We start from the raw sequence: 22,393 nt of genomic DNA on the forward strand, positions 1-22,393 counted from the left end.
AATGACACGAACAGCAACGAGGAAGGGGAGTATTTCGACGGCTAGAAAAAAATTCTAAAGGTTGTGAGTGACCAGACGATAACAGGGTTGACGGCGACGAAGCCGAAGGGTGGAAGCCCAATACTTAAACCGTAGAGCTAAAAACAGGAATAAAAATTATGGCACAAGTCATTAACACCAACAGCCTCTCGCTGATCACTCAGAACAACATCAACAAAAACCAGTCTGCGCTGTCGACTTCTATCGAACGCCTCTCTTCTGGCCTGCGTATCAACAGTGCGAAAGACGACGCCGCTGGTCAGGCGATTGCTAACCGTTTCACCTCTAACATTAAAGGGCTGACTCAGGCCGCGCGTAACGCCAATGACGGTATTTCTCTGGCGCAGACCGCAGAAGGCGCACTGTCTGAAATCAACAACAACTTGCAGCGTGTGCGTGAGTTGACCGTTCAGGCGACGACCGGGACTAACTCTGATTCTGACCTGTCTTCTATTCAGGACGAAATCAAATCCCGTCTGGATGAAATTGACCGTGTTTCCGGTCAGACCCAGTTCAACGGCGTGAATGTGCTGGCGAAAGACGGTTCGATGAAGATTCAGGTTGGCGCGAATGATGGGCAGACCATCTCTATCGATTTGCAGAAAATTGATTCTTCAACATTAGGGTTGAATGGCTTCTCCGTTTCGGGTCAGTCGCTGAATGTTAGCAGTTCCATTACTCAAATTACGGGTGATGCAGGAACGGAACCCGTTGGTGTTGATTTCACTGCTGTTGCGAAAGATCTGACTACTGCGACAGGTAAAACAGTCGATGTTTCTAGCCTGACGTTACACAATACACTGGATGCGAAAGGGGCTGCCACTGCACAGTTCGTCGTTCAATCCGGCAGTGATTTCTACTCCGCGTCGATTGATCATTCAAACGGTAAAGTCACGTTGAATAAAGCCGATGTCGAATACAAAGACACCGATAATGGACTAACGACAGCGGCTACTCAGAAAGATCAACTGATTAAAGTTGCCGCTGACTCTAAAGGTGCGGCTGCGGGTTATGTAACATTCCAGGGCAAAAACTACGCTACAACGGTTTCAACGGCGCTTGATGATGACACTGCAGCAACAGCCACAGGGAACAAGGTTGTTGTTGAATTATCTACAGCAACTCCGACTGCACAGTTCTCAGGGGCTTCTTCTGCTGATCCACTGGCACTTTTAGACAAAGCGATTGCATCAGTCGACAAATTCCGCTCCTCCCTCGGTGCCGTACAAAACCGTCTGGATTCTGCGGTCACTAACCTGAACAACACCACCACCAACCTGTCTGAAGCGCAGTCCCGTATTCAGGACGCCGACTATGCGACCGAAGTGTCCAACATGTCGAAAGCGCAGATCATCCAGCAGGCGGGCAACTCCGTGCTGTCTAAAGCTAACCAGGTGCCGCAGCAAGTTCTGTCTCTGCTGCAAGGTTAATCGCCAAAACCGGATTAACCGATAATGACAGCAAACGCCAAATTGCCTGATGCGCGGCGCTTATCATGCCTACAAGGTGAATCGCAATTAATTAAATTTGCATATTCGTCCAGGCCGGATAAGGCATTTACACCGCATCCGGCAAGATGAAGCGTACGTTGTCAGATCTCTTAACCCCGCGTCCGGCGGGGTTATTTTGCTCATTATTTACCGATCACTCTAAATAACCGCTTATTTCACCCATTAATCGTCCGATTAAAAAACCTGCAGAAACGGATAATTATGCCGATTACTTATATAACGCAGGGTTGTTTATCGTGAAATCACTCTATACCGCTGAAGGTGTAATGGATAAATACTCGCTGTGGCAGCGTTATATCCCGCTGGTGCGTCACGAAGCATTGCGCCTGCAGGTCCGACTGCCCGCGAGTGTAGAACTTGATGATCTCCTACAGGCGGGCGGCATTGGATTACTTAATGCCGTTGAACGTTATGACGCCCTGCAAGGAACGGCATTTACAACTTACGCAGTGCAGCGAATCCGTGGTGCTATGCTGGATGAACTTCGCAGCCGTGACTGGGTGCCACGAAGCGTGCGACGCAATGCGCGTGAAGTGGCGCAGGCAATGGGGCAACTGGAGCAGGAACTTGGCCGTAACGCCACAGAAACTGAAGTGGCAGAACGTTTAGGGATCGAAATCGCCGATTATCGACAAATGTTGCTTGATACTAATAACAGCCAACTCTTTTCCTACGATGAGTGGCGTGAAGAGCACGGCGATAGTATTGAACTGGTAAGTGACGATCATCAGCGGGAAAACCCGTTACAAAAATTACTGGAAAGTAATTTGCGTCAACGGGTAATGGAAGCCATCGAAATGTTGCCGGAGCGTGAACAGTTAGTATTAACGCTCTATTACCAGGAAGAGCTTAATCTCAAAGAGATTGGCGCGGTGCTGGAAGTTGGTGAATCGCGGGTCAGTCAGTTACACAGTCAGGCCATTAAACGGTTACGCACCAAACTGGGTAAGTTATAACTTAAGTAAATGCCGCACATTAATTTTGAATACCAGGAGTTCTTAATAATGATGCAGCACCAGAAAAGGCGGCCATTGAGTCGCTATCTTAAAGACTTTAAACACAGTCAAACCCATTGCGCATTTTGCCGTAAACTACTTGATCGCATTACGCTGGTTCGCGACGGCAAAATAGTGAATAAAATCGAGATTTCCCGTCTCGATACACTGCTTGATGAAAATGGCTGGCAGGAAGAACAAAAATCATGGTCCGCGTTGTGTCGTTTTTGCGGCGATTTACACTGCAAAACGCAGAGTGATTTTTTTGATATTATCGGCTTCAAGCAGTTTCTCTTTGACCATACTGAAATGAGCCCCGGTACTGTGCGCGAGTATGTGGTGCGTCTGCGTCGTTTGGGTAATTATTTAAGCGAGCAAGATATTTCCACCGACCTGCTGCAGGATGGTTTTCTTGATGAAAACCTGGCGCCATGGCTACCCACCACAAGCACCAATAATTACCGCATCGCATTACGTAAGTATCAGTGTTACCAGACGCAAACCCGCGGTGATCTTGCGCAGAATTCCCCCTGCATGTCAGCTTCTGATATATATTAAATAAGAATAAGATGTAGCAGACTTGTTTTTGTGTTTACAAACAATAGCTCTACACTGCAAACCAACAAAACAACATTCGGGGTGAATATGAAACTAGCACATCTGGGACATCAGGCGTTGATGGGCGTTATGGCCGTGGCGCTGGTTGCGGGTATGAGCGTGAAAAGTTTTGCCAACGAAGGCCTGCTCAATAAAGTAAAAGAGCGTGGCACGTTGCTGGTGGGACTGGAAGGGACTTACCCGCCGTTCAGCTTTCAGGGCGATGACGGCAAGTTGACTGGTTTTGAAGTGGAATTTGCCCAACAACTGGCAAAACATCTGGGCGTTGATGCCGCATTAAAACCGACCAAATGGGACGGGATGCTGGCGTCACTGGATTCTAAACGCATCGATGTGGTGATTAACCAGGTCACCATTTCTGATGAACGCAAGAAAAAATACGATTTTTCTACCCCTTACACCATTTCCGGTATTCAGGCGCTGGTGAAAAAAGGTAATGAAGGCACAATAAAAACCGCAGACGACCTGAAAGGTAAAAAAGTTGGCGTTGGTTTAGGCACCAACTATGAAGAGTGGCTGCGTCAGAATGTTCAGGGTGTTGATGTGCGCACCTATGATGACGACCCGACCAAGTACCAGGATCTGCGCGTAGGCCGTATTGATGCCATCCTGGTTGACCGTCTGGCGGCGCTGGATTTGGTGAAGAAAACCAATGATACGCTGGCAGTAACTGGCGAAGCCTTTTCCCGCCAGGAGTCAGGTGTCGCGCTGCGTAAAGGTAACGAAGACTTGCTGAAAGCAGTCAACGATGCCATTGCAGAAATGCAAAAAGATGGAACCTTGCAAGCCCTTTCCGAAAAATGGTTTGGTGCTGATGTGACCAAGTAATCAACGTATTGACGGCCCTGCTATAAGTTGACAGTTTTTTTGTCTGTAAAACGCCTGATGAACTTCATCGGGCGTTTTGTATTTTAGTGCCAGGTGTGGCCGCTCATGGTTATAAATAGCCACGGATTTTTTACTATTTTCCAGACCTGCAGGACGCGAGTTTTTCAGGAGCCCGTTTATTCGTTCAGCCAGCGCATTCTGGTCGCCGTCATAACCAACGGTCATTGAGCAGGTTATCCCGTTTCTCTCATGCACTGACTGATAAAGAGCAACCCGGTTCAGAATGTATACTTCATACCCAGCATGGCAGAGGCGTCGCTGTATCCCTCGTCACCGAGTTGTACACCCACATTGCCCCACAGGTTCAGATGGTCATTTATCTGCCCCTCAACACCGGTTTTTACTTCTCCGATATTGCTGGCGCCGTCCTGATGTACCGTCACACCGTTCATGCGGGTGCCAAAATCACGGGTGTTGTGCAGCCAGTTCACCTCAACGAACGGACGGAACTCATGGGATTTGCCGTCATTCATTCTGTTGTGCTCCTTAATCCAGGTTTTCACGCCCAGAAGGGTATGGACGTTACCGTCACCAGTGCTTTCAACACGGGTACCATTGCGTTCATGGTGCTCATCAGCTTTTACGCCCATCCAGATAACCTGAGCCTGAGGCTGGACATACCATTCGTTCAGACTGCCATGGCTACCGGTAAACTCACCGGTTTTCCAGACATAACCGGTTTCCAGTGAGGCTGTCAGACCTTTTGATTTCCAGGATTCCCCCGGCAGTCCGTCACCTTTCACATCGTTATCGAACCAACTGTACTGTGCCCAGCTATCCAGATAAGCCCCGCTATGTGTCTCATCATTAGCATACCAGGTGGCATACAGACCTGTGTTGTATCCTTTCACACTGCCTTTTGAACTGTATCCGGTACGTACAGAATCCGTATTGTTATGGTCATTACCGTAACCAGCCATAACTCCCAGATGCCAGCGGTCAGAGCTGTTCCGGCTCCACTGAGCCAGGTCACCGCCCAACTGCAGGACGTAACGGTTACCCTGTGTTTTCAGTTGACCTGTACCGTCACGCCAGTGGTTGTGTTCCCCTTCATGGTGCATCCACATGCTGGTTTTTTCCTGTTCACCGGTAATCACATCGGTGTAATGCATCGGCCCCAGGCGTTCATGAAGACGGGATACGAACATGGTGTTTGCGGCAGCCATGTTCGCCGTATAGGAGCCAGCTTCCGGACGCAAGTCGTTGTCATTACCACCCGGAGCAGGTTCAGGGGCAGGGGGTTGCATTGCTTTCAGAGCGCGCAGCTGGAACGGCGTGTTTTTACCACTGGTCAGATACCAGTTATCACTGTTGCTTCCCCGACCACGTCCCAGCGTGTAGTCATAAGCCCCGGCAGCAATACGCCCGGCCTGAATAAATTCAGCACTGTCAGCATTACCATCGACATGAATCAACTCAATACCGTTTAGTGTCTGTGCTCCGGTACCACCTGCATTTATAACAACCACACGGGTCTGACTGGAAGCATCGCCTCTGATTACCAGTTTGTCTGTTGCGGAGCTGTCATTTCCCAGAGCGGTGTTCATGAGCAGTAGGCCATTGTTACCGGTATAGTTACCCCCGATCGTCAGTACATTACCCGGAGCATCGGCTCTCAGGTCAAGAGTACCGCTGTTGGTTACGTTCCCGGCGACACCACCAGAGCCGGAGAGTGTCCCCTGCTGAGCGATGGTGACCTGGCTGTTAGCAAGCATGACAGGTGCATCAGCCTTGCCCAGAATCAGTGTGCCGACAGTGTTAACCGAGCCTGCTCCCAGTCCGTCAGTATTAAGCACCTTCACCATTGCCTTATCTGCGATAGCAATGGTGGCATTCAGGGCGCGGCTGGCACCAGTAATATCGAACACGCCACCGCTGAGGTTCAGGGAGCCAGAGCCGATGAGGGTACCTGCAGACAGGCCTCCACCTGTGAGGGTCAGATTACCGCCATTAATGTTCAGTATGGAACCTGCTGCGCTGTTCAGTTTACCTGCGGTCTGGCTGTGACCGTTCATGTCCAGCATGGTGTCGTCTGCCAGACGAATCTCGCTGGTCTGCCCCAGAGCACTGTTGCTGTTCATGCGAACATTGCCGCCGCGGATGTCTGTTACACCCGTGTAAGTGTTTTTGGAAGACAGAATCAGTGTTCCTTCGCCGGCTTTGGTCAGCGTTTTTCCATCCCAGCCATGAGATAACTGAGCCGCATTGTTATCTGCAAGTCGCACCTTCAGCTCTAACACCGCGCCTCTCCTTAGATCAAACGAGCCATATCCATTTCCTGAGGGGTCATTCCACTTCAGGGAAGAACTCACCTCTTTTACTGTCTGCCCGTTACCACTAAGTGATGTTAAAACATAGTCTTCAGCACCATCACTCAGTAGATTATTATGCTGATAAATATTATTTTCAGAGAGCCCTGTTATGCCGTCGGAGGTCGTCAACAAGCCGTACTCATTTTGCTTCCATATTGTCATGGCAGTATCAACATTAAGCACTGCACCGTTATTGAACTGAATACTGTTGGCAGTTAAATGACTGGAACCTGTGCTCATATTCAGCGATGAATCTGTGTCAAATATCGAACGTCCGCTAAAGGAAACATCAGCTCCCGAAACGGAAACATGTGTACCTGTACCCGCTCTCAGATTGCCTTTTATTTCAGAGCTGGCGGAGTCTTTATTTGTAATGGACAGAGAATTACCATCAGCATTATTTTCAACATTATTCAAAACAATATCACCTTGAATGGTAGAACCGGCGTAGAGATTCAACGAGTTAGTTCCACCATTCAGAGATATTGCGGTATCACAATCTTGCCCTCTGTTACCCGGTATCCCTCCGTAGAAGTCAATATTGCCTTTACCGTCCTCTCCTCCACTACCAGGCAAAATCCTACCATGATTATTTATCGTAATATTACTCCCGGATATAGCAGTACCACCATTACCTCCGTTGCCACCATTACCTCCGGCACCAGTTTTATTATTTTCATGGGAACGCCATCCATCGCCACCATCACCACCAGTGCCGCCATTTCCACCAATAATATTTCCATAATTATTTATTTCCATATTATTTCCAGAGATGGCATTCCCACCGTTACCACCAATACCACCAGTACCACCAGAACCAAGGGGCGCTGAGTCAGTGTGATCATATTCATCTGTACCACCTTCACCACCTTCACCACCAGTGCCCCCCAGTCCGCCAGTTATATCTCCCGTATTATTTATCTTAATATTATTACCATATATAGCAGACCCTCCAATACCACCACTACCACCGCTACTTCCATTAATATTCTGATCGGTAGTAAATTCGACACTACCTTCACCACCGCGAGCACCATCCCCCCCCTGGCCACCTGTAATGTGATTATTATTTGTTATCTCCATATTATTTCCGGATATTGCCGTGCCTCCATTCCCTCCTGTGCCGGCAGAAGACCCCCATACCGCCCACCAGGCACCACTACTACCTTGCCCGGCAGTGATGTTTCCGTTATTGCTTATTTGAAGATTATTGCCAGATATGGCAGTCCCACCAACAGCAGGAGTCCCCGTTAAACCACCACTCTCATCGCCATAACCACTGGCTCCAGGCATTCCGCCATCGCCACCCGTAATGCTTCCGTTGTTCGTAATGGTAAGATCATCTCCGGAAATAGCGGTACCCGCTTCACCTCCATCGCCCCCGCCATTACCATAACCTCCCCAACCACCCTTACCACCGGAAATATCACCATAATTAACAAGAGTAAAATTATTTCCAGTAATAGCTGTGCCGCCCAGGCCTCCTGCAGAACCCATCTTAGTAACATCATCATCACCAGCCCATCCGCCTTCACCGCCACTAATGCGAGTACCGCTGTTAATTGTCAGGATATTTTCATCCTGTAACGAACCAGGTACAACATTAACAATGAGAGCATCTTCACCAGCTTCCCCATCATCATTACCCGGGGGGTGACGCACGCCATCAGCACCAATGATATTTTCAGATATTTCTGCAGGGTTTCCTTTAGAAAGAGTAACTTCCATTTTGGCTCCCAAAGCAGGCTGAATGGTCAGAGTGGCAGATATAAGGCTGCATAGTAATGTTGTCTTCATTCCCTCTTGCGTTATGCCGAATGTTTTTCTGTTTTTTATATAGACATAAAACTTTTCTTTTTTATTAATTTTGATTTTCACAAAAGCTCCAATTTTTTTGTTTAAGAATGGTGGGTTAAATGTTTTGACTGTGTAAATGCCATTGGAAAATAATATGTATTATCTAATCATCATACAAATGATCGATGCGGGCATTATTGCAAATAAACAGAAAAAATCCATCTCAAGCAATTGGGTTGATTTTTTTTGACGAGTAATTTGGAATTGTAATGTTTTCTGGATGTTAGTTTGTTTATTGATTGGTGTAATTTTAGATAGTGAGTGTTTCTCTGCTTTTTTATAAGAAAAGTGCCTGAAAATATCGTCATGGAATATAATATTTTTATCCTAAAAACAGACCTGGATATAAATAATAATTAATGCAGAGATAATGATTGCCATATTAATGAACGAGTATGGATAACCAGGCTTGATCAACCTAAAATGCCAGGAGAAGTTATCCCCGTAACCAGGGGACATCAGATTTTCTGCTTTATGGACATAAGCAGCCTTTACACCGTTACGTTCCTGATGACCCATCGGACATTCAACAGTATCACGGGACCACAAATCTGATTCTATTAACACACTAACTGCTATCGCCCGGAATCCATGAGTACTACAGTTGCCATATGCTCAACGAAAGACTGAGAAAAACGCTAAACTATGAATCATCCGCAGATCGGTTCAACCAGTGTGTTGCATCCCTCGGTTGAACTCACAGCCAGGAACGTGTCAACGCTATTCTGGGCGGGGCATAATGACAAAAAAGGGCGCTTTAATCGGCGCATTTTTTATTTATACGTTTCCTGCGTGCATAATAACAAGATCACAACAACACACATCGGAGGCTTTTATGCCACTGCATAATTTAACTCGTTTTCCACGGCTGGAGTTTATCGGCGCACCGACACCGCTCGAATATCTGCCACGTTTTTCTGATTATCTCGGGCGGGACATTTTCATCAAACGGGATGACGTCACCCCGTTGGCAATGGGCGGAAATAAGTTACGCAAACTGGAATTTCTCGCAGCAGACGCCTTGCGCGAAGGTGCCGATACACTGATTACCGCCGGAGCGATTCAGTCTAACCATGTGCGCCAGACTGCCGCAGTGGCCGCAAAACTTGGTTTGCATTGCGTGGCGCTGCTGGAAAATCCCATTGGCACTGCCGCAGAAAACTATTTAACCAACGGCAACCGCTTGTTGCTGGATCTGTTCAATACTCAGATTGAAATGTGCGATGCGCTGACCAATCCTGATGCCCAACTGGAAGAGTTAGCGACTCGCGTCGAAGCGCAAGGCTTTCGCCCATACGTCATTCCGGTTGGCGGTTCCAATGCTTTAGGCGCGTTGGGCTATGTGGAGAGTGCGCTGGAAATCGCCCAGCAGTGTGAAGGGGCGGTTAACATATCGTCGGTGGTGGTGGCATCAGGCAGTGCCGGAACTCACGCCGGGCTTGCAGTAGGGCTGGAACAACTGATGCCTGAAACAGAATTGATTGGCGTGACTGTTTCACGTTCTGTTGCTGACCAGTTGCCGAAAGTGGTTAGCCTACAACAGGCGATTGCGAAAGAACTGGAGCTGACTGCATCAGCGGAAATTTTACTCTGGGATGACTATTTTGCGCCTGGCTACGGTGTGTCGAATGACGAAGGCATGGAGGCGGTGAAACTGCTGGCGCGTCTGGAAGGTATTCTGCTTGATCCCGTGTATACCGGAAAAGCGATGGCGGGGCTGATTGATGGTATAAGTCAGAAACGCTTCAAAGATGAAGGACCGATTCTGTTTATTCATACCGGGGGCGCGCCTGCACTGTTCGCCTATCATCCCCACGTTTAGCGCCGGAAATGCTCATGCAAGAAAGTATACAACTGGTTATTGATTCTCTGCCGTTCCTGTTGAAAGGGGCAGGGTATACGCTGCAACTCAGCATCGGCGGCATGTTTTTTGGCTTACTGCTGGGATTTATTCTCGCGCTGATGCGCTTGTCGCCCGTCTGGCCTGTGCGCTGGCTGGCGCGTTTTTATATCTCCATCTTCCGTGGTACGCCACTCATCGCACAGCTGTTTATGATCTACTACGGCTTGCCGCAGTTTGGCATTGAATTAGACCCGATTCCGTCAGCGATGATTGGCCTGTCACTGAACACCGCCGCCTATGCAGCCGAAACGCTGCGGGCAGCGATTTCGTCCATTGATAAAGGTCAGTGGGAGGCGGCTGCCAGTATCGGCATGACGCCGTGGCAAACTATGCGTCGTGCTATTTTGCCACAGGCCGCGCGGGTAGCACTGCCGCCGTTGTCGAACAGTTTTATCAGCCTGGTAAAAGATACTTCTCTGGCTGCGACGATTCAGGTGCCAGAGCTGTTCCGTCAGGCGCAGTTGATTACTTCGCGCACACTGGAAGTTTTCACCATGTATCTGGCGGCTTCGCTCATCTACTGGATTATGGCGACGGTGTTATCGACGTTGCAGAACCATTTTGAGAATCAACTTAATCGCCAGGAGAGGGAGCCAAAATGAGTGCCATTGACGTTAAAAACCTGGTGAAAAAATTCCACGGTCAGACGGTGCTGCATGGCATAGATCTGGAGGTTAAAACCGGCGAAGTGGTGGCGATTATAGGTCCAAGCGGCTCCGGAAAAACCACGTTGCTACGCAGCATAAATTTGCTGGAACAACCAGAAGCGGGGACGATTACCGTCGGGGATATCACCATTGATACCGCGCGTTCGTTAAGTCAGCAAAAATCCCTGATTCGTCAGTTGCGCCAGCACGTTGGTTTTGTTTTCCAGAACTTTAATTTGTTTCCGCATCGTACGGTGCTGGAAAACATTATTGAAGGGCCGGTGATTGTCAAAGGTGAACCTAAAGAGGAAGCCACGGCGCGCGCACGTGAGTTGTTGGCGAAAGTTGGCCTTGCAGGCAAAGAAACCAGCTATCCACGTCGTTTATCTGGCGGTCAACAGCAGCGAGTTGCGATTGCCCGGGCGCTGGCGATGCGCCCCGAGGTGATTTTGTTTGATGAGCCAACCTCGGCTCTGGACCCAGAGTTGGTGGGCGAAGTCCTGAATACTATCCGCCAGCTGGCACAGGAAAAGCGCACAATGGTGATTGTGACACACGAAATGAGCTTTGCCCGAGATGTTGCTGACCGCGCGATCTTTATGGACCAGGGGCGGATAGTAGAGCAGGGATCGGCGAAAGCGTTATTTGCCAATCCACAGCAGCCCCGTACCCGCCAGTTTCTCGAGAAGTTTCTACTGCAATAATAAGAAAAAATCAGCCCCGGTGAGTTAGTGACCGGGGCGAACCACTCTTCTGAAGACTCAATAAACGGTCAATAAATCAGCATAACTCATTAATAACATAAGAGAATGCGATGTCTTGCAAAAGTAATTCATTATCTGAATAATATAAATTATATATAAATCTTATTTATGTGATAGCTTGAGTTTTCAGTATAAATGATACTCACTCTCAGGGGCATTGCGGTTTACTATGCAGGATACGGATTTTTTTAGCTGGCGTCGCACAATGCTGTCGCGCTTTCAGAGGATGGAGGCCGCAGAAGAGGTCTACCATGAAATAGAGCTTCAGGCTCAGCAGCTCGAGTACGATTACTATTCGTTATGTGTTCGCCACCCGGTGCCATTCACGCGACCCAAAGTGGCTTTCTACACCAATTACCCTGAGTCGTGGGTTAGTTATTATCAGGCAAAAAACTTTCTCGCTATTGATCCCGTGCTCAACCCTGAAAACTTCAGTCAGGGCCATTTATTGTGGAATGATGACTTATTCAGTGAAGCCCAGCCATTATGGGAGGCTGCGCGTGCACATGGTTTACGCAGGGGAGTTACTCAGTATTTAATGCTACCGAACCGGGCGTTGGGATTTTTGTCATTTTCTCGTAGCAGTACGCGCGAAATACCTGTTCTTAGTGATGAGCTGCAATTAAAAATGCAGCTACTGGTGCGCGAAAGTCTGATGGCGCTGATGCGTTTAAATGATCAAATAGTGATGACGCCGGAGATGAATTTCAGTAAGCGGGAAAAGGAAATTTTGAAATGGACCGCGGAAGGTAAGACATCGGCAGAGATTGCGATGATCTTGTCAATCTCCGAGAACACGGTTAATTTTCATCAGAAAAACATGCAGAAAAAAATCAACGCGCCGAATAAGACCCAGGTTGCCTGTTACGCCGCCGCAACTGGCTTAATATGACCTCTATTACATTCTGCGTGCCAGGTGTAAAACCGGCTGAAAGGTGTGCTTTCAGCCGGTTTTATATTACTGACGGTAGGCCTGTTTAATTTGCTTAACCGTTTTGGAAAATACCGCAGCCTGGGTTTCGTCTTCGATCAGCGCAAGCTGTTTTTCCATCTTTAACATCACGCGGCCCGCGTCAGCTTGTCCCATCGCCTGCAGCATCAGCGTCAGCATCGCTTTCAGGCAGGAGACTTCATTTGCCAGTTCTTGATTATTCTCGGCAGTAGAAAAATCAGGCGTACTCATTTATTTTCCTCGTCATGTTGCAATGAAAATTTGCAGTAAAAAATGTTAAGGCGGCGGAGTATACCATAAGCTTTGCTAAAAATAGCAGTGGTTGTTTTTTACTCACTGAATCATGATTGATATTAAATTAGTTAATATAGTGGTTAATAAATATTTATATCATGAATGTTTTTTGTGCGTATTTATTGAGTTAATTAATGTTACATATTCATGCTGATGATTTTTCATTTGTGCTGAATGAAGTCAATTTTTGTCACATTTCAGTCTAACAGACAGGTTACAACGCCCCGGAAGCTTTTTGGTGACGGACGTGATCATAACTGTGGACAATCGAATTATCAAAAATGAGAGAAAAATCGAATACCCACCATTTTTAACGTTTCAAAGTTGCAATAAAACCCGCTAATATACGGATGACTAACTATCAGTAGCGTTATCCCTATTTCTGGAGATATTCCTTTGATCAACGTTCTACTTGTTGATGACCACGAACTGGTGCGCGCAGGGATACGACGCATTCTGGAAGATATAAAGGGTATTAAAGTCGTTGGTGAGGCTTCCTGTGGTGAAGATGCCGTTAAGTGGTGCCGGGCAAATTCCGTCGACGTGGTGCTAATGGACATGAGTATGCCTGGCATTGGCGGCCTTGAGGCGACGCGTAAAATCGCCCGTTCAACCGCAGATGTCAAAATCATCATGCTTACGGTTCACACCGAAAACCCTTTACCAGCAAAAGTCATGCAGGCTGGCGCTGCGGGCTATCTAAGCAAAGGTGCGGCCCCGCAGGAGGTGGTGAGCGCGATTCGTTCTGTCTATTCTGGGCAGCGTTATATTGCTTCTGACATTGCGCAACAAATGGCGTTAAGCCAGATCGAACCAGAAAAAACAGAAAGCCCATTTGCCAGTTTGTCTGAACGCGAATTGCAGATTATGCTGATGATTACCAAAGGCCAGAAGGTCAATGAGATTTCAGAACAGCTTAATCTCAGCCCGAAAACGGTGAACAGCTATCGCTACCGTATGTTCAGTAAATTAAACATTCATGGCGATGTTGAGCTGACTCACCTGGCTATTCGCCATGGTTTGTGTAATGCGGAGACGTTAACAAGTCAGTGAGTGTTCAGTTTGACGCAAAAGCGTTTTTAAAAACCGTCACCAGCCAGCCGGGCGTATATCGCATGTATGATGCTGGTGGTACGGTTATTTATGTCGGTAAAGCGAAAGACCTGAAAAAACGGCTTTCAAGCTATTTCCGTAGCAATCTCGCTTCGCGCAAAACGGAAGCGTTGGTCGCCCAGATCCAGCAAATCGATGTCACGGTGACTCATACTGAAACCGAAGCATTATTGCTGGAACACAACTACATCAAACTCTATCAGCCGCGTTACAACGTTTTGTTACGCGACGACAAATCTTACCCCTTTATTTTCCTCAGTGGCGATACACATCCACGTCTGGCGATGCATCGCGGTGCGAAGCACGCCAAGGGAGAGTATTTCGGCCCGTTCCCGAATGGTTATGCGGTGCGTGAAACTCTGGCGTTGTTGCAAAAGATTTTCCCTATTCGCCAGTGCGAAAATAGCGTTTATCGCAATCGCTCGCGTCCATGTCTGCAATACCAGATAGGGCGCTGTCTTGGGCCGTGCGTGGCCGGGTTGGTTAGCGAAGAAGAGTATGCCCAGCAGGTTGAATATGTGCGCCTGTTTTTATCGGGTAAAGACGATCAGGTGCTTAAGCAACTGATTAGCCGCATGGAAACAGCCAGCCAGAATCTGGAGTTTGAAGAAGCGGCACGTATTCGCGACCAAATTCAGGCGGTGCGACGCGTCACCGAAAAACAATTTGTCTCTAATACGGGCGACGACCTTGATGTTATTGGTGTGGCGTTCGATGCTGGCATGGCATGTGTCCATGTTTTGTTTATTCGTCAGGGCAAAGTGCTCGGTAGCCGTAGCTATTTCCCGAAGGTGCCGGGCGGTACGGAACTGGGCGAAGTCGTGGAAACCTTTGTTGGTCAGTTCTATTTACAGGGCAGCCAGATGCGCACTCTCCCGGGAGAGATCCTGCTCGATTTTAATCTTAGCGATAAAACGCTGCTCGCCGATTCATTATCAGAACTGGCGGGGCGCAAGATTAACATTCAGACCAAACCGCGTGGCGACAGGGCGCGTTACCTGAAACTGGCGCGGACGAATGCAGCAACAGCGTTAACCACCAAACTTTCGCAGCAATCAACCGTTCATCAGCGACTGACAGCGCTTGCCAGCGTGTTGAAATTGCCGGAAGTGAAACGGATGGAATGTTTCGATATCAGCCATACGATGGGCGAACAAACCGTTGCCTCGTGCGTGGTGTTTGATGCTAATGGCCCACTGCGTGCGGAGTATCGGCGCTATAACATCAATGGCATTACGCCGGGCGATGATTATGCGGCGATGAATCAGGTGTTGCGTCGGCGTTATGGTAAAGCCATCGATGACAGTAAGATTCCGGACGTGATCCTGATTGATGGTGGCAAAGGACAACTTGCGCAGGCGAAAAATGTCTTCGCCGAGCTGGACGTCCCCTGGGATAAAAACCATCCGTTGTTACTTGGCGTTGCCAAAGGGGCCGACCGTAAGGCTGGGCTGGAAACATTGTTCTTCGAGCCTGAAGGAGAGGGCTTTAGCTTACCGCCTGATTCGCCTGCGTTGCACGTCATCCAGCATATTCGCGATGAATCACACGATCATGCGATTGGCGGACATCGCAAAAAACGGGCGAAGGTCAAAAATACCAGCACCCTGGAAACCATTGAAGGCGTCGGGCCAAAACGTCGGCAAATGTTGTTGAAATATATGGGCGGTTTGCAAGGTTTACGTAACGCCAGCGTCGAAGAAATTGCAAAAGTGCCGGGTATTTCGCAAGGTCTGGCAGAAAAGATCTTCTGGTCGTTGAAACATTGATGTCTCTGTAGCAACATAGGGGTAATCTTACTGACAACAGATAGTTACCCGTCATTATGCAATTTAATATCCCTACGTTGCTCACACTGTTCCGTGTCATCCTTATCCCATTCTTTGTATTGGTTTTTTATCTACCTGTTCCCTGGTCGCCGTTTGCTGCCGCGCTCATTTTCTGCGTCGCGGCGGTGACTGACTGGTTCGATGGTTTTCTGGCGCGTCGCTGGAACCAGAGTACTCGTTTTGGTGCCTTCCTTGATCCAGTAGCAGACAAAGTGCTTGTCGCCATCGCCATGGTGCTGGTAACCGAGCATTATCATAGCTGGTGGGTGACCTTACCGGCGGCAACGATGATTGCCCGTGAAATTATCATTTCTGCTCTGCGTGAATGGATGGCTGAACTCGGTAAACGTAGCAGTGTGGCCGTATCCTGGATTGGTAAAGTCAAAACGACTGCCCAGATGGTCGCGCTGGCCTGGTTGCTGTGGCGCCCGAATATTTGGGTTGAGTACGCCGGTATTGCTCTTTTCTTTGTGGCTGCGGTGCTGACACTCTGGTCAATGTTGCAATATTTGAGCGCTGCTCGCGCGGATTTGCTTGATCAGTGATCGTTTCGACGCAAATTTCAGCAAACGATCAAAAGTGGTGAAAAATATCGTTGACTCAACGCGTCAGGTAAGTAGAATGCAACGCATCGAACGGCGGCACTGATTGCCAGACGATAATAAAATCAAGTGATTAGCTGATTGCTTGATGATTGCGGGAATAGCTCAGTTGGTAGAGCACGACCTTGCCAAGGTCGGGGTCGCGAGTTCGAGTCTCGTTTCCCGCTCCAGTTTAAAAGGCATCGGCATTAAGCGGGTGTCTGGCTGAAAAGCATGAAGAATTTGGCGCGTTAACAAAGCGGTTATGTAGCGGATTGCAAATCCGTCTAGTCCGGTTCGACTCCGGAACGCGCCTCCAATTTTTCCCGAGCCCGGATGGTGGAATCGGTAGACACAAGGGATTTAAAATCCCTCGGCGTTCGCGCTGTGCGGGTTCAAGTCCCGCTCCGGGTACCATGGGAAAATAAGAATAAAATCAAAGCAATAAGCAGTGTCGTGAAACCACCTTCGGGTGGTTTTTTTGTATGTGCAACTTGTCGTTACACCCTCTCTGATTTTTAATCTCCGGGTAATCCACTCGAAAAGTATCTCTATGCCAGACCGACATGTAAGATAGGCGCTGGCGAGTCGAGATCCACAAGGAAAAGCGTATGAAAACTGGACCGTTAAACGAAAGTGAGTTGGAATGGCTGGATGATATCTTGACCAAATACAACACAGACCACGCCATCCTTGATGTGGCAGAGCTGGACGGTTTGTTGACGGCGGTGTTGAGTTCTCCGCAAGAAATTGAACCAGAACAGTGGCTGGTTGCTGTGTGGGGTGGGGCGGATTATGTGCCGCGCTGGGCGTCAGAGAAAGAGATGACGCGCTTTATGAACCTGGCGTTTCAACATATGGCCGATACTGCAGAGCGACTCAACGAGTTTCCTGAACAGTTTGAACCGTTATTTGGTCTGCGAGAAGTTGACGGTAGGGAGCTGACGATTGTCGAAGAGTGGTGCTTTGGCTATATGCGTGGCGTTGCGCTTTCTGACTGGTCAGCATTGCCTGACTCATTAAAACCGGCGCTTGAAGCGATTGCGCTGCACGGTACTGAGGAAAACTTCGAGCGGGTAGAGAAGATGTCGCCAGAAGCGTTTGAAGAAAGCGTGGATGCCATTCGACTGGCGGCGCTTGATTTGCATGCTTACTGGATGACGCATCCTCAGGAAAAAGCTGTTCAGCAACCGATTAAAGCTGAAGAAAAACCTGGTCGTAACGACCCTTGCCCATGTGGTAGTGGCAAGAAATATAAGCAGTGCTGCCTGCATTAAGAGGCTATATTGGGTGTCAGAATTAACTCTGGCACCCATGTTTTATGGGCCTGATAAGGATGTGGACAAAAATCTGGACTATGCCCAAATACACGGCAAAGCATTCATCCCACTTCTGGCAACAATCCTGCCGCAATCAAAAATTGCACGCCAATCACGCCAATGCCACAGATAAACACCAACACCAGTGCGGGACGTCCACCTTTCACCCGATAGCTTGCTTGTGGATTATGCTTCCTGCTCTGCCAGGTCAGCAGTGAAGGAATTATCAACGCCAATACTGCCAGCGCTACGCCAGCATACCCGAGCGCCATTACAAAACCACGTGGATAAAACAGCGCAAACGCCAGTGGCGGCAGAAAGGTAATTACACCGGTTTGCAGTCTTCCACCAACGGTATTGGAACGCTGAAACAAATCCGCCAGATAATCAAATAAGCCTAACGCTACGCCCAGGAAAGATGTGGCGAGGGCTAAATCAGCGAATAAATGCACTGCCAACTCGACATGCGGCGAGGCCACCACTTCGCGTAATGCCTGTAACAGCCCATTTAATCCAGCATGATTCGCCAGCAGTCCCATAAAGGTTGTTGAATCAATGCTGCCCAGTGTCGCCAGTTGCCAGAAAATATATGCCACCAGAGGGATCGCGCTACCGGTAATAAACACCCGGCGCAATTTACGAATGTTGCCATCCATATAGCTGACGATGCTTGGTACGCTACCGTGAAAACCAAACGAGGTAAAAATCACCGGAATTGCAGACAATGCCAGACCCTGTTGCAGTGGCAGCGTTAGCAGATTGATTTTATGAATATGTGGTAGCAGCAATACCAGCATTAGCACCAGGAAAATAATCTTGGCGCTGAACAAAAAACGGTTAAACAAATCGACCAGCGACGTCCCAACACAAACCACACCACCGGCAACAAAAGTAAACAACAGCACGCCAGCGGTTGTGGTCATTGAAATGCCTGTCCAGTCGCTGATGCTGGAGGCAAGCAATTCGCCGGCACCGCTGATATATGCTGCGGTCAGGGCATACATTAAAAACATCATACTGAAGCCGGTCAGCCACTGACCGTAGCGGCCCAGATAGCGTTTTGCCAGCGTGCCTAAGCCGGTATCTGCAGGGACATGCTGATACACTTCCAGCAGTAACAGCGCGGTGTAACACATCAAGGCCCACAGGCCAATTAACAATGTCAGAGTGACGGTAAAACCGACGCCAGCCGCTGCCAGCGGCATTGCCAGCATACCTGCGCCAATTGTGGTTCCCGCCACGATAAAAACACTTCCCAGAGTTCTGTTTTTCACGCTTTCTTCTGTCCTGACGATCTTTATGAGTGATATCTGCGGCGCAGGTTAAGGCATTATCCATATTTCGTCAAATCGACGTTACATCTGGTGTAAATAAAAATGTACAATAAATGCATTCAGAACTGAGCTGGCGCAAAGCCATAAGGCGCGGGGATCGTTACGCTATGCTTTTTTTTGAGGAGGAACGATGGAATCGATTCACGGTCATGAAGTGTTAAATATGATGATTGAATCAGGTGAGCAATATACGCACGCCAGCCTGGAAGCGGCGATCAAAGCGCGTTTTGGTGATCAGACACGTTTTCATACTTGCTCGGCTGAAGGGATGACTGCGGGAGAGTTGGTGGCTTTTCTGGCGGCAAAAGGCAAATTTATTCCCTGCGAAGAAGGGTTCTCAACCGATAAAAGTAAGATTTGTCGTCACTGATCTGAAACGGCGGCAGGTAATCTGCCGCCGGAGAAGATTAGTTTTGCGTGTCGAGGGTAGAGAGTTCTTTATCGATGAAATAAAGACCTTCGCCGCTTTTCCCTGCCAGGCTCAATTTATCAATAATAGATTTGAACAATTTCTCTTCTTCGTGTTGCTCAGACACATACCATTGCAGGAAATTGAACGTTGGGTAGTCCTGATTGGTCATTGCAGCATGAGCCAGTTCGTTAATTTTTTGCGTAATTAATTGTTCGTGTTTATAGGTTTCCTGGAATAATTCATCAAGTGAAGAATATTCAGCAAACGGTGATTCAACGGTATTAATTCGCGGTAAATTTCCGGTATCGGTCAGGTAATCAAACAGACGCTGCATATGCGTCATCTCTTCCTGGGCGTGGCGACGCAGAAACGCGGCAGCACCTTCGAAGGTGTGATAGCTGCACCATGCGCTCATTTGCTGATAAAGCAGTGAAGAGTAGAGTTCCAGGTTCATCTGCTCATTAAGTTTTTCAATCATTTCTGGTTTCAGCATGATAGTGCTCCACAAAGGTTATATTTGTTGCTGTGGCGCCACTATAATTTGTTATTTTATTATTTGCAAAAGGTAAAATATTAAATTCAATTATTAAAAATGCGAATGTGAATAAAACGCATTAACGCTATTTGTGATGTTAATTAACCAGCGAAGCCTCCCTCGCTGATTAAAATCTTTATTGATAAGCCGAGGGTGTTAAGTATCGGCACTGATACGACAGTGTAAATTGCGTATTCAGACATAATGATCCTGCAAACAAACTACAGTTACTTACAGGTTGCCCAAACGCAAAGGCGCGGGTAAATCCAACCTGCTGACATGCGCGGTTCGCGATTCCCTGATCGAGATAGTTGTCAGTGCGGGCGTGTTGTAAAAAAGCCTGATTGTAAACGAGGCGGACAATGCCACTCGTGGCGTCAACATCGCTCAGGTGAGCCTGACGAGTTACGGTACAGCCCGCTACTGTTAAAAGTGAAAAAACAATTATCAGATGTTTCATGTCACAGCCTGAAGAGGGAGAAGAAACAGGTATTGTACTTGTGGACACAGCCAGGCTATGGACAGAAAAGACGACGGATTAGCGCTATTCCCTGCTTTCTGCAGAACGCAGAGGTTTTGTGTTTATCATCTTTATAACATTAAAGAGGTATTTATGTGATGCATATCACATAAAGATTGATTTTTGTGATGAATGTCATATTATAAACGTAAAGACGATAACACCTGCATAACAAATAATCGGAGTGGCGCGATGAAACTGCGTAAGATCCTGAAAAGCATGTTTAATAATTATTGCAAGACGTTCAAAGACGTACCGCCTGGCAATATGTTCAGATAACAAAAAAACCTGCTTCGGCAGGTTTTTTTGTACCCTGATGCGGGCTGATGTGACTATCGTTGAGGAAGGGAAGCCGCTACTATAACGGCTTTCAAAATGCTATCAGGAGTTTAGGATGTCCCAGCCGCTGAATGCCGATCAGGAACTGGTTTCTGATGTTGTTGCTTGCCAGTTGGTGATCAAACAAATTCTCGACGTGCTCGATGTGATCGCGCCTGTTGAGGTACGTGAAAAAATGTCCAGCCAGCTGAAGAATATTGATTTTACTCACCATCCGGCTGCTGCTGACCCAGTCACTATGCGCGCTATTCAAAAAGCCATCGCGTTGATTGAGCTAAAGTTCACCCCACAAAACGAATCCCATTAAAAAAACCGCTGCCTCAGTAATGTGAGGCAGCGGTTTTCACCACTTTTTTGTATTCGGCGCATCTTTTTATGCGCCGATTTTATTAATGTATCTGATGCGACACGACATTCAGAACATGCTGGTCGGTCTGGACAGGGCACATACCGGCCAGTTTCGCACTGCGCACTTCATCAAGAATGGTTTGCAGTAAGAGGCCATCGTGCTGCTGTTCTTTTTCCAGATCGCGCAGAAAATCGACAGTAGAATCATCATTCAATTCTTTAGCTTCATTTGCTAATTGCGCCAGCGTGCTTGAACGCTGCTCATATTCTTCCAACGTTTTTTGGAAGAGTTCTTCCAGAGAGTTCAGTTTTTCTCCAGGTACATCAATGGCTTTAACGATGGGCGTCGCTCCGACACTTTTCATGAAGTTAAACATGCGCATCATTTGAGTCACGTTACTTTGTGCCTGGGAGCGAAGAAAAGTCGCGGTGCCATTCAGACTTTGTTCAGAACACCAGTTGCTCAGGTGAAGGTAGAGATTGGATGCATAAAACTCGCGGTTCATTTGGGTGTTGAGTTTGAGAAGCATTCCAGTGGTTGCCATACCTAATATCCTTATATCCAGAAGACGAGAGGTGCAAGATAAATCAAAACACCGTAATTACTGTTTGCAGAATAATTCCTTTCTGCGGGTCCGAAATGTGATCCTGGAGTCAATTCTGACGATGATCTGAAATAAGCATAACGTCTGAAGCATTATAAGAAAATCCTTAAATCACCAAGTTTATATTTTTTTACATTTCATTGATTAGAGTTATTGATTTGCAATAACTCTCAATGTTGTGAGTTTCTGGATGTTATTGATATTAAATGAATTTATCAATTTCATGATGCTGTTCTTATATTTTCAGGTATTTTTTCAGTTTTGCGATGATGCTCGCATTATGGATTTATCCTTCATTAATGAAGGTGGTGATAATTAACAGCAAAAGGAATTTTGTCTGGAGTTTTTATTCTTCTTACATCATTCACCATTCAGCTGTAATGAGCAGCTTCTTGCCCGAGCAAATTAGATTAAAAAGAAGACACGCCAGAGCTATCAAATGATGCCACAAGGATTTCCAGGCTAATCTTATGGACTAATCTGCTAAGTCATTTCTCATTTGTCATACAATTGACGTCTTCCGTATGTCTTTTATTGCTAAATTCATGCACGTTCTCACTGTAATTCTGCGGTGTGATATTGCTCTCCTATGGAGAATTAATTTCTCGCTAAAACTATGCCAACACAGTCACTTATCTTTTCGCCAAAGGTAATGCTTTGTTTTCCGATTGAATTAAC

Annotated in this window: 22 protein-coding genes, 3 tRNA genes and 2 pseudogenes; 18 read left to right on the forward strand and 9 right to left on the reverse strand. The window is 47.5% G+C overall.

Annotated elements, in window-relative coordinates; translation table 11 throughout:
* Positions 1 to 158 precede the first annotated feature (158 nt).
* The 4 genes from D9741_RS04375 to tcyJ all read left to right on the forward strand — a co-directional run bounded on the left by D9741_RS04375 (position 159) and on the right by tcyJ (position 3,991).
* Positions 159 to 1,469 (forward strand): flagellin, encoded by a 1,311-nt coding sequence (locus tag D9741_RS04375; protein ID WP_130218650.1) that lies wholly within the window; start codon positions 159 to 161, stop codon positions 1,467 to 1,469.
* Positions 1,470 to 1,786: 317 nt separating this feature from the next.
* Positions 1,787 to 2,506 (forward strand): RNA polymerase sigma factor FliA, encoded by a 720-nt coding sequence (gene fliA, locus D9741_RS04380; RefSeq protein WP_064529323.1) that lies wholly within the window; start codon positions 1,787 to 1,789, stop codon positions 2,504 to 2,506.
* Between the two features lie 45 nt (positions 2,507 to 2,551).
* Positions 2,552 to 3,103 carry a flagella biosynthesis regulatory protein FliZ gene (gene fliZ / locus D9741_RS04385; protein WP_130208735.1) on the forward strand — a complete coding sequence of 184 codons (552 nt, stop codon included), beginning with the start codon at positions 2,552 to 2,554 and terminating at the stop codon, positions 3,101 to 3,103.
* Positions 3,104 to 3,190: 87 nt separating this feature from the next.
* A complete protein-coding gene (gene tcyJ, locus D9741_RS04390; RefSeq protein ID WP_130218652.1) occupies positions 3,191 to 3,991 on the forward strand; it encodes a cystine ABC transporter substrate-binding protein in 801 nt (266 codons plus the stop codon).
* On the opposite strand, the pseudogene D9741_RS04395 reads toward tcyJ, so the two are convergent.
* The 3 genes and pseudogenes from D9741_RS04395 to D9741_RS23530 all read right to left on the reverse strand — a co-directional run.
* A pseudogene (locus D9741_RS04395) lies at positions 3,992 to 4,258 on the reverse strand (integrase core domain-containing protein); the annotation flags it as partial.
* A gap of 11 nt (positions 4,259 to 4,269) precedes the next feature.
* Positions 4,270 to 8,241 (reverse strand): autotransporter outer membrane beta-barrel domain-containing protein, encoded by a 3,972-nt coding sequence (locus D9741_RS04400; RefSeq protein ID WP_130218654.1) that lies wholly within the window; start codon positions 8,239 to 8,241, stop codon positions 4,270 to 4,272.
* A gap of 441 nt (positions 8,242 to 8,682) precedes the next feature.
* A pseudogene (locus D9741_RS23530) lies at positions 8,683 to 8,814 on the reverse strand (integrase); the annotation flags it as partial.
* Positions 8,815 to 9,055: 241 nt separating this feature from the next.
* On the opposite strand from D9741_RS23530, the gene dcyD reads away from it, so the two are divergent.
* The 4 genes from dcyD (at position 9,056) to sdiA (ending at position 12,426) form a co-directional block, all read left to right on the forward strand.
* The gene (dcyD, locus tag D9741_RS04410) at positions 9,056 to 10,042 is read left to right on the forward strand and encodes a D-cysteine desulfhydrase (protein WP_130218656.1); all 987 of its coding nucleotides are present in this window, start codon (positions 9,056 to 9,058) and stop codon (positions 10,040 to 10,042) included.
* Between the two features lie 14 nt (positions 10,043 to 10,056).
* Positions 10,057 to 10,725: a cystine ABC transporter permease gene (gene tcyL / locus D9741_RS04415; RefSeq protein WP_001158230.1), complete on the forward strand. Its 669-nt coding sequence runs from the start codon at positions 10,057 to 10,059 to the stop codon at positions 10,723 to 10,725.
* Positions 10,722 to 11,474 (forward strand): L-cystine ABC transporter ATP-binding protein TcyN, encoded by a 753-nt coding sequence (gene tcyN / locus D9741_RS04420; RefSeq protein WP_130218658.1) that lies wholly within the window; start codon positions 10,722 to 10,724, stop codon positions 11,472 to 11,474. The genes tcyL and tcyN overlap by 4 nt, the downstream gene beginning before the upstream one ends.
* Before the next feature lie 229 nt (positions 11,475 to 11,703).
* Positions 11,704 to 12,426, forward strand: coding sequence for a transcriptional regulator SdiA (gene sdiA / locus D9741_RS04425; RefSeq protein WP_130208555.1), 723 nt, complete (start codon positions 11,704 to 11,706; stop codon positions 12,424 to 12,426).
* Between the two features lie 66 nt (positions 12,427 to 12,492).
* Here the strand turns inward: sdiA and yecF are convergent, their stop codons facing one another.
* Complete coding sequence (gene yecF, locus D9741_RS04430) at positions 12,493 to 12,717, reverse strand: DUF2594 family protein YecF (RefSeq protein ID WP_000106474.1); 225 nt, start codon at positions 12,715 to 12,717, stop codon at positions 12,493 to 12,495.
* Positions 12,704 to 12,838, reverse strand: a complete 135-nt coding sequence (locus D9741_RS04435) for a hypothetical protein (RefSeq protein ID WP_240725505.1) — start codon at positions 12,836 to 12,838, stop codon at positions 12,704 to 12,706. The genes yecF and D9741_RS04435 overlap by 14 nt, the downstream gene beginning before the upstream one ends.
* 338 nt (positions 12,839 to 13,176) lie before the next feature.
* Here D9741_RS04435 and uvrY point away from each other — a divergent pair, with 338 nt between their 5' ends.
* The 7 genes from uvrY to yecA all read left to right on the forward strand — a co-directional run bounded on the left by uvrY (position 13,177) and on the right by yecA (position 17,580).
* A complete protein-coding gene (gene uvrY, locus D9741_RS04440; protein ID WP_064529316.1) occupies positions 13,177 to 13,833 on the forward strand; it encodes a UvrY/SirA/GacA family response regulator transcription factor in 657 nt (218 codons plus the stop codon).
* A complete protein-coding gene (uvrC, locus tag D9741_RS04445) occupies positions 13,830 to 15,662 on the forward strand; it encodes an excinuclease ABC subunit UvrC (protein WP_130208553.1) in 1,833 nt (610 codons plus the stop codon). Before uvrY ends, uvrC begins: the two co-directional genes overlap by 4 nt.
* Before the next feature lie 56 nt (positions 15,663 to 15,718).
* Entirely contained in the window at positions 15,719 to 16,267 is a 549-nt protein-coding gene (gene pgsA / locus D9741_RS04450; RefSeq protein ID WP_001413418.1) for a CDP-diacylglycerol--glycerol-3-phosphate 3-phosphatidyltransferase, read from the forward strand.
* Positions 16,268 to 16,418: 151 nt separating this feature from the next.
* Positions 16,419 to 16,494: transfer RNA gene (locus D9741_RS04455), tRNA-Gly, on the forward strand.
* 54 nt (positions 16,495 to 16,548) lie between these two features.
* Positions 16,549 to 16,622: transfer RNA gene (locus tag D9741_RS04460), tRNA-Cys, on the forward strand.
* Between the two features lie 11 nt (positions 16,623 to 16,633).
* Positions 16,634 to 16,720, forward strand: a tRNA-Leu gene (locus D9741_RS04465).
* Between the two features lie 194 nt (positions 16,721 to 16,914).
* Positions 16,915 to 17,580 carry a UPF0149 family protein YecA gene (gene yecA, locus D9741_RS04470; protein ID WP_130218660.1) on the forward strand — a complete coding sequence of 222 codons (666 nt, stop codon included), beginning with the start codon at positions 16,915 to 16,917 and terminating at the stop codon, positions 17,578 to 17,580.
* A 104-nt stretch (positions 17,581 to 17,684) separates the two neighbouring features.
* Here the strand turns inward: yecA and tyrP are convergent, their stop codons facing one another.
* Positions 17,685 to 18,896: a tyrosine transporter TyrP gene (gene tyrP / locus D9741_RS04475; RefSeq protein WP_130218662.1), complete on the reverse strand. Its 1,212-nt coding sequence runs from the start codon at positions 18,894 to 18,896 to the stop codon at positions 17,685 to 17,687.
* Between the two features lie 190 nt (positions 18,897 to 19,086).
* Here tyrP and D9741_RS04480 point away from each other — a divergent pair, with 190 nt between their 5' ends.
* On the forward strand, positions 19,087 to 19,326 hold the full coding sequence (locus D9741_RS04480) for a YecH family metal-binding protein (RefSeq protein ID WP_064529312.1): 240 nt from the start codon (positions 19,087 to 19,089) through the stop codon (positions 19,324 to 19,326).
* Between the two features lie 37 nt (positions 19,327 to 19,363).
* Here the strand turns inward: D9741_RS04480 and ftnA are convergent, their stop codons facing one another.
* Together ftnA and yecR are read right to left on the reverse strand one after the other, a co-directional pair.
* Entirely contained in the window at positions 19,364 to 19,861 is a 498-nt protein-coding gene (ftnA, locus tag D9741_RS04485; RefSeq protein ID WP_000917208.1) for a non-heme ferritin, read from the reverse strand.
* Between the two features lie 178 nt (positions 19,862 to 20,039).
* Entirely contained in the window at positions 20,040 to 20,363 is a 324-nt protein-coding gene (yecR, locus tag D9741_RS04490; RefSeq protein ID WP_130208545.1) for a YecR family lipoprotein, read from the reverse strand.
* A gap of 252 nt (positions 20,364 to 20,615) precedes the next feature.
* On the opposite strand from yecR, the gene azuC reads away from it, so the two are divergent.
* Both azuC and yecJ read left to right on the forward strand, forming a co-directional pair.
* On the forward strand, positions 20,616 to 20,702 hold the full coding sequence (gene azuC, locus D9741_RS04495) for a stress response protein AzuC (protein WP_010723106.1): 87 nt from the start codon (positions 20,616 to 20,618) through the stop codon (positions 20,700 to 20,702).
* A gap of 115 nt (positions 20,703 to 20,817) precedes the next feature.
* Positions 20,818 to 21,069, forward strand: coding sequence for a DUF2766 family protein YecJ (gene yecJ / locus D9741_RS04500; RefSeq protein ID WP_064529310.1), 252 nt, complete (start codon positions 20,818 to 20,820; stop codon positions 21,067 to 21,069).
* Positions 21,070 to 21,151: 82 nt separating this feature from the next.
* On the opposite strand, the gene D9741_RS04505 is transcribed toward yecJ, so the two are convergent.
* Positions 21,152 to 21,655, reverse strand: coding sequence for a non-heme ferritin-like protein (locus D9741_RS04505; RefSeq protein ID WP_130208543.1), 504 nt, complete (start codon positions 21,653 to 21,655; stop codon positions 21,152 to 21,154).
* Positions 21,656 to 22,393 lie beyond the last annotated feature (738 nt).

This window comes from Escherichia sp. E14V7 (assembly GCF_004212225.1).
Lineage (GTDB): Bacteria > Pseudomonadota > Gammaproteobacteria > Enterobacterales > Enterobacteriaceae > Escherichia.